We start from the raw sequence: 6,302 nt of genomic DNA on the forward strand, positions 1-6,302 counted from the left end.
GACTAGTCCAGAAATTCACATTTAAAGGAAAGATAATGAAATTACCCGTGCTTAGCAGTGCATTACTTGCACTTTCATTTACCGCAAGTGTTGATGCACTTGAAAACAAAGTATTGCTTATTGGTATCGATGGCCTGCAATACGAAAAAATTGGTGCCAATAATACACCGAACTTTGATCGTCTGTATCTAACTCAAGCTTACACTGGCGGGATCGCAAAAACACAAACACAGCAAAAAACCAAAAGTGGCCCAGGTTGGGCGACAATTTTAACTGGGGTTTGGGTGAATAAGCATCATGTGCCGAGCAACGATTCAGGCCTAGCAAACAAAGCCTATCCCAGCCTTTATCGTTACATCGCAGAACATGATGCTGACGCCGATATCTCAAGTTTTAGTACTTGGGGACCTATTCATACGCAATTCTTCAGTGACGATGTCGCCTTGATGGACAGAAGATCGGAGGGAGGCAGCGATGATGATAATTTAAATAAAGCGCTGGCAACATTAAATAACGGCTCACCAGATTTTGTCTTTTTACATTTAGACGAACCGGACGCTGTGGGCCACAGCTTATGCTTTGGTTCAGCCTACAATAAATCGGTAGAAGATGCGGACAAGCGACTGGGTAAATTGCTCGACGCGGTTGAAGCAAGAGAGCAAAACGGTGAGAACTGGTTGGTGATGGTCACGACCGATCATGGCCGTACACCGGTTGTTGGTTGTCATCATGGTGAGCAAACTGAGCCGGAAAAAACCATCTTTATCGCCACCAACAAAGTGTTGAATAAAGAATTTAGCTCAAAAGATGTTAATCCTGCTAATACCGACTTCTCTGGTTTATATGGCTATCCAGCACAAACAGCGATTGTACCGACCATTTTATCTTACATGGGTATTGAAACAAATGTGCAAGCGGGTTTTGAAAGTACGCCGATGTACGGTGACTTAGGAATTCGTAAACTCAATTATGCCAATAAACTATTTACGTGGCTAAATGGTGCGAATGCGCAAACACGTGTTTATCGAAATAATCAACTGATTGAAACTTTGCCTGCAGGTGTTGCCCAGTGGCAAGATCCGCAGCCCGTATCTGGCATCAATAACTATAGCTTTGAGCAACAGGGTGTGCATGTTGGTTATCGAGTTACTGAGCTGAAACTCAGTGCGGCGCATCAGTGGCACAATACTAAAAGCTACTTTTTCTCTGAAGATGCACGCTACTGGCGTTACGATACTGTGTTAGATAAAACGGATGATGGCTATCCGGTATCGGTGACTAATGGCAACTGGCCGGGACTTGGCGATTATGCAGAACAAATTCGCGCAAGTTTTTATAAAGACAGTGGTACGGTGTACTATTTCCTATCGGATGGTCAATACCTGAGCTATGACGTACAGAGCGATAAGGTACGAGCAGGTTACCCTAAAGCAATTGATAACAATACTTGGCCGGGGCTTGCTGCCTACGCAAATAAAATAACAGCAACCCTACGTTGGACGTCCGATAAGGTGTATTTCTTCCTAGATGATGGTCAATATTTACGCTATAACTTGGGAGATGACCGAGTGGACAGTGGGTATCCCAAAGCTATCAACGATAATACTTGGCCGGGACTTGGTGCTTACGCGACAAAGATAAGTGCAGCATTAAAGTGGAACGACACGCGTGCTTATTTCTTCTTAACTGATGGTCGCTATCTAAGATATAGCATTACTTTTGACAAAGTGGATGCGGGTTATCCTAAAGCCATTGATAATGGCACTTGGCCCGGGTTGCAGTAAACACTGCAAAAGTAACGGATCTTGAAGGGAGTGAACAACTCCCTTTTTCATCTTGTTTTATACTTCTATGCGCGTTTTTCAGTTATGCTGTGCGCTCCTCTTTTGACAAGGATAAGATTGATGGATTTTAGATCTGATACGGTTACGCAACCGACCCCCGCCATGAAACAAAGCATGTTTGACGCGCCGCTTGGTGACGATGTTTATGGTGATGATCCGACAGTGAATGCACTTGAACAGTTTGCGGCTGAGCTTCATGGTTTTGAGGCTGCGCTGTTTACTAGCTCAGGCACGCAAGCAAACCTGCTTGCACTGATGAGCCATTGTGAAAGAGGGGATGAATATCTGTGTGGCCAACAGGCGCATAATTATAAATTTGAGGCGGGTGGAGCGGCTGTGCTTGGCTCTATTCAGCCGCAACCATTGGAAAACGAGACCGATGGCAGTATTTGCTTAGAAAGAATTAAGCAAGCGATTAAACCTGACGATTTTCATTTTGCGAAAACTAAGTTGCTTAGTTTAGAAAACACCATTGGTGGCAAGGTATTAAGTCTAGAATATATCGCACAAGCCAGAGCGCTGTGTGACGAGCATGGCTTAAAGCTCCATCTTGACGGTGCAAGAGTCTACAACGCAGCAGTCGCGTTAAAGGTTGATATCACAGAAATCGTAAAGCATTTTGATTCATTTACTATTTGCTTATCTAAAGGACTTGGCGCGCCGATTGGCTCATTATTGCTTGGTGATAAAGCATTGATAGAAAAGGCGAGAAGGCTTAGAAAAATGCTTGGTGGCGGTATGCGTCAGGCGGGCATGCTCGCGGCGGCTGGTCTTTATGCTTTGCAACATAATGTAGAGCGTCTCGAGGAAGATCACCAAAACGCGCAATATTTAGCAGAAAAACTTGAGCAACTGCGTGGGTTTAAGCCATGCAAGCACTTAGTACAGACGAATATTATCTTCGCTGAAGTGGAAGCTGGCATTGATCTTTTTACTATAGCAAAGCAGTTAAAGGCAAAGGGCATTAATATCACTCCAGGATATCAAGGCATGCGATTTGTGACGCATATGGGAGTGAGCCGCGCCGATGTGGATGAGCTAATAGCGGAATTGACTACTTTACTATCTTGATTGTACCTATACCAATTCGACTTAATACACGAAAGCCTCTGTGGGCAAATCTAACACTAAGCTTAATAAGTATTGTTAAACTATGAAATGGTTCGTGTAAATAAGCTAATTGGTATAACACTTTCTTACACTTCCCGTATTTTATTTGGGAACGTCCACTGCTACCTTTGTAAAGTTGATAATAAAAGGAAAGATAAATGTTTTCATTTTTAACAAAGGCGGCATTTGGTTTGTCAGCTCTGTTAGTCAGTACTAGTAGTATCGCTAATTCAGTCGATTTCTCTGTTGGTACCGGGTATCCATTTTTTGGTCAAGTTGAACTGGCTTTTCCACAAACCGATAGTAATAGTCGGTGGTATGGAAATTATCTTATTGGTTTGGATGATGGGTTTTCTATAGGCTATGAGAAAGCGGTGTCTGACAATAACAAACATGCAATTGGCGTGGTGTTAGGGGCTTTGGGGGCAAGAGATGCTGGCCCTGCATGTGAAGACGATGATGATGTTACATGTGGTATTTTTGAGCCGATTTTTGATTTATTTGATGATGAAACCACCAATGGTGCAGGTTTAAGTTATAGCTATCACTTCTCGGGTATAAATCAGTCTGGTTGGAGTGTTAAGTTGGTTGCAGGTTACGGCGAAAGTGGCGAGTCTCATAAAAAGCGTGCTGATGGCAGTTTCATTGTTAGCTATCAGTTTTAAGTCATCGCCCTATGAACATTGGTCTCGGTTCTAGGGCGATTTAGTTCTTATAATTTAATCGTTAAAACTTGTATTTTACGTTGGCGCTGATGGTTCTACGCTGTCCGTAAAAACAGTCTCCACGGAACAAACAGCTGGTTATAACCGTTTTATCGCTGACATTATCGACTTGTAAACTGAATTGATATTGTTCAATGTCATAGCCAATCATCATATCAATAAGGTTGAAGTTATCAGTCACTAATTGCTGGTGTAGTGTTTGGCCGTTTAATTCAACTGTGCGACTGCCATCATAGGTTTTTCCTACATGTCGAATACCCGCGCCAAACTTAAGCCCTGGAAGCCATTCATCTGCGCGGTACGTTGCCCAAATTGAAGCTAAGTGCTTAGGTGTTGCTGAGAGTTGGGTATCATCTGTGATTAGCGTAACCAAATCTTGTGCTACATAGAGTTCTGTAGGTGACAGCGGAGAAACGTCTTGTTCCGTATCTAAATAAGAATATGCCGCATAGATATCAAGGTGCTGCCACTCAAGTTGGGCCTCAAGCTCGAATCCTTTTACTGCAATTTCACCGTCTTGTACTTCAAACTCAGGGGAAACTTTTCGTATTTGATTTTTGTCTTTAATTTCAAATATAGAAGCGGTGATAAGGTGTTCAGTACCCGTTGGCTGATATTTCAAACCAAGTTCAACTTGTTCACCCTCAAGCGGTTTATATGCGCCACCTTGTGGTTTTTGTCCAAATACAGCTTTAAATGATTCAGAATAGCTAGCATAGGGTGCTATGCCATTTTCAAATTGGTAAAGTACACCGATCCGACCTGTTGTGGCATTCTGACTATTCTTGATTGCACCAGCTGTTTGCACTTGATTTGAAACGTCATCATAGCGAAGTGCCGCATTGAGTACCCAGCTGTTCACTTCTGCGGTAACTTGCGCATAAGCACCAAGCTGCTTGTTGTTGAGCGTATTCTCGGGGTTATCGACAACCGCTGTTGGTAACTCAGTGCTTTGTCCATACACTGGGTTATATAAGTCTAGTGGTGCAGCAACGCCGCGGCCGCGATCAGAATCCGTATCCGCATTTTGGTAGTCAACACCCGAAACCATAGTTAATCTCACCGTATCTAGTTCCAAATATTTATGGAATTGAAGATCCATCGTCACACTACGTGCACTTGAATCGGTGAGGCTGGCGATACGCTTAACAGTGCGTTTGTCGGCTTCAAATTTTGGTGGCCAAGAATAAATGGTACGGTACTCGGATGAACTATCGCTGTAGCGACCGGAGAACTTTATATGTGTGTCTAAATCAAAGCTGTGCTCAACGATAGCGGTGATCGCTTGTTGCTCAGTATCATATTTATCCCAACCTGGCTCGCTGACGAAACGTTCACTGGGAATTTGGCCATATTGTGCAGGTAGAATAGTGCCTTCATGCGGGAAGAATTGCGTTGAAGAGCCTGATTCATTTCTCTGAAGATTGGCAAGCAAGGTAATTTTAGTTTCATCTGAAGCAAGCCAGCTAAAGCTTGGTGCAAGCATCAGCGTGTTGTCATTAACATAATCGGTCTGTGTGCCGCTGTCTCGATACATGGCAACAGCACGTGCTTGATACTCTTGCTGCTCACCAAATGTGGTGTTGTAATCAAGTGCTAGTTGCTTACGGTCGTAGTTGCCCAGTTGTGCCCAGATCTCACCTTCAGTGTCTGCTTTTGGTAATTTTGATACTGCGTTGACGATACCACCTGTAGATCCTTGTCCGTAAAGTACTGATGAAGGGCCTTTTAAGATCTCTACGCTTTCAAGTGCATAAGGGTTCGTACGGGTATTGTTGTAATTGCCAAAAAGCTTTTGCAGGCCGTCAACGTAGAGTAAGGGGTCGACGCCACGAATTTTAGACCAGTCGCCTCGAGTATCAACACCATATGGCCCATTATAAACACCTGCAACATACCCAATCGCATCTTGCAGCGTTTCTGCGCCTAAATCAGAAATACGTTGCGCTGTTAATACCGAAACTGAGACAGGCGTTTTGACGATAGGAATTGCTGTTTTTGACGCGGTAGCACTAACGTACGAAATTAAGCCTCTTGGGCTAACTTCGATGATTTCAATGTCGTCTTTATCTTGTTTTGTTTGCTCTTGTGCAATTGCCGAGCAAGACAACGCCAATGCAACACTGGCAATAAGGCTTGGATATTTGTATTTAAATGAGCGCATGATTAATCCCTATGATCTAAGTTTGCGCAAATGATATTGTAGATGAGAGTGATTATCAATATTATTGTTCTGTAATTTGCAAATATTACAAAGCGTTGTTCTAGACTACGTATTGTTATACCCTATACTCGAGCGGCGCTCAGCAGCACAGCGCTTTGAACAGTATTTAACGTTTTCCCAATCTCTTTGCCATTTTTTCCGCCAATAAAAGGGACGTTCGCAAATAGGGCATACTTTATACGGTAGGTTTACTTTCTTATGAGCCATTTAGGGTTGATACCAATTAGTCCTAATACTTGCTCAATTTGACGGAGCCAATCTGACGCTAACTGCGTAAAAAATTTCTCATTTAGAACAACTAAATAACCTGAGCTGCGGATAATTAATGTCTTTCTAGCAGCCAGTTTTAGCGCTAACTGCGTTGAATTCACTTCCAATAGCCAGCTATTGGTGCGTAAA

General features: G+C 43.1%; 6 protein-coding genes. 3 read left to right on the top strand and 3 right to left on the bottom strand.

Going from position 1 to position 6,302, the window contains the following annotated elements; all coding sequences use genetic code 11:
• Positions 1–35 precede the first annotated feature (35 nt).
• The 3 genes from EXT48_RS18350 (at position 36) to EXT48_RS18360 (ending at position 3,619) form a co-directional block, all read left to right on the top strand.
• A complete protein-coding gene (locus tag EXT48_RS18350) occupies positions 36–1,784 on the top strand; it encodes a hemopexin repeat-containing protein (RefSeq protein WP_130165301.1) in 1,749 nt (582 codons plus the stop codon).
• A gap of 120 nt (positions 1,785–1,904) precedes the next feature.
• Positions 1,905–2,915: a low-specificity L-threonine aldolase gene (gene ltaE, locus EXT48_RS18355; RefSeq protein ID WP_130165302.1), complete on the top strand. Its 1,011-nt coding sequence runs from the start codon at positions 1,905–1,907 to the stop codon at positions 2,913–2,915.
• 197 nt (positions 2,916–3,112) lie between these two features.
• On the top strand, positions 3,113–3,619 hold the full coding sequence (locus EXT48_RS18360) for a hypothetical protein (RefSeq protein ID WP_130165303.1): 507 nt from the start codon (positions 3,113–3,115) through the stop codon (positions 3,617–3,619).
• Positions 3,620–3,680: 61 nt separating this feature from the next.
• Here EXT48_RS18360 and EXT48_RS18365 read toward each other — a convergent pair whose 3' ends face one another.
• The 3 genes from EXT48_RS18365 to EXT48_RS23815 all read right to left on the bottom strand — a co-directional run.
• Complete coding sequence (locus tag EXT48_RS18365) at positions 3,681–5,843, bottom strand: TonB-dependent siderophore receptor (protein WP_130165304.1); 2,163 nt, start codon at positions 5,841–5,843, stop codon at positions 3,681–3,683.
• A gap of 105 nt (positions 5,844–5,948) precedes the next feature.
• Positions 5,949–6,110, bottom strand: a complete 162-nt coding sequence (locus EXT48_RS18370) for a DUF2256 domain-containing protein (RefSeq protein ID WP_130165305.1) — start codon at positions 6,108–6,110, stop codon at positions 5,949–5,951.
• Positions 6,092–6,302, bottom strand: a 211-nt coding sequence (locus EXT48_RS23815) for a hypothetical protein (protein WP_346654658.1), incomplete at its 5' end; no start/stop codon positions are given. The genes EXT48_RS23815 and EXT48_RS18370, both read right to left, overlap by 19 nt.

The organism is Pseudoalteromonas sp. CO348, from assembly GCF_004208845.1.
Classification (GTDB): domain Bacteria; phylum Pseudomonadota; class Gammaproteobacteria; order Enterobacterales; family Alteromonadaceae; genus Pseudoalteromonas; species Pseudoalteromonas maricaloris.

Excerpts from the sequence above, each read along its gene's own strand:
- EXT48_RS18370 (WP_130165305.1), bottom strand. The coding sequence starts at position 6,110 with ATGGCTCATAAGAAAGTAAACCTACCGTATAAAGTATGCCCTATTTGC.
- ltaE (WP_130165302.1), top strand. The coding sequence starts at position 1,905 with ATGGATTTTAGATCTGATACGGTTACGCAACCGACCCCCGCCATGAAA.
- EXT48_RS18350 (WP_130165301.1), top strand. The coding sequence starts at position 36 with ATGAAATTACCCGTGCTTAGCAGTGCATTACTTGCACTTTCATTTACC.
- EXT48_RS18365 (WP_130165304.1), bottom strand. The coding sequence starts at position 5,843 with ATGCGCTCATTTAAATACAAATATCCAAGCCTTATTGCCAGTGTTGCA.
- EXT48_RS18360 (WP_130165303.1), top strand. The coding sequence starts at position 3,113 with ATGTTTTCATTTTTAACAAAGGCGGCATTTGGTTTGTCAGCTCTGTTA.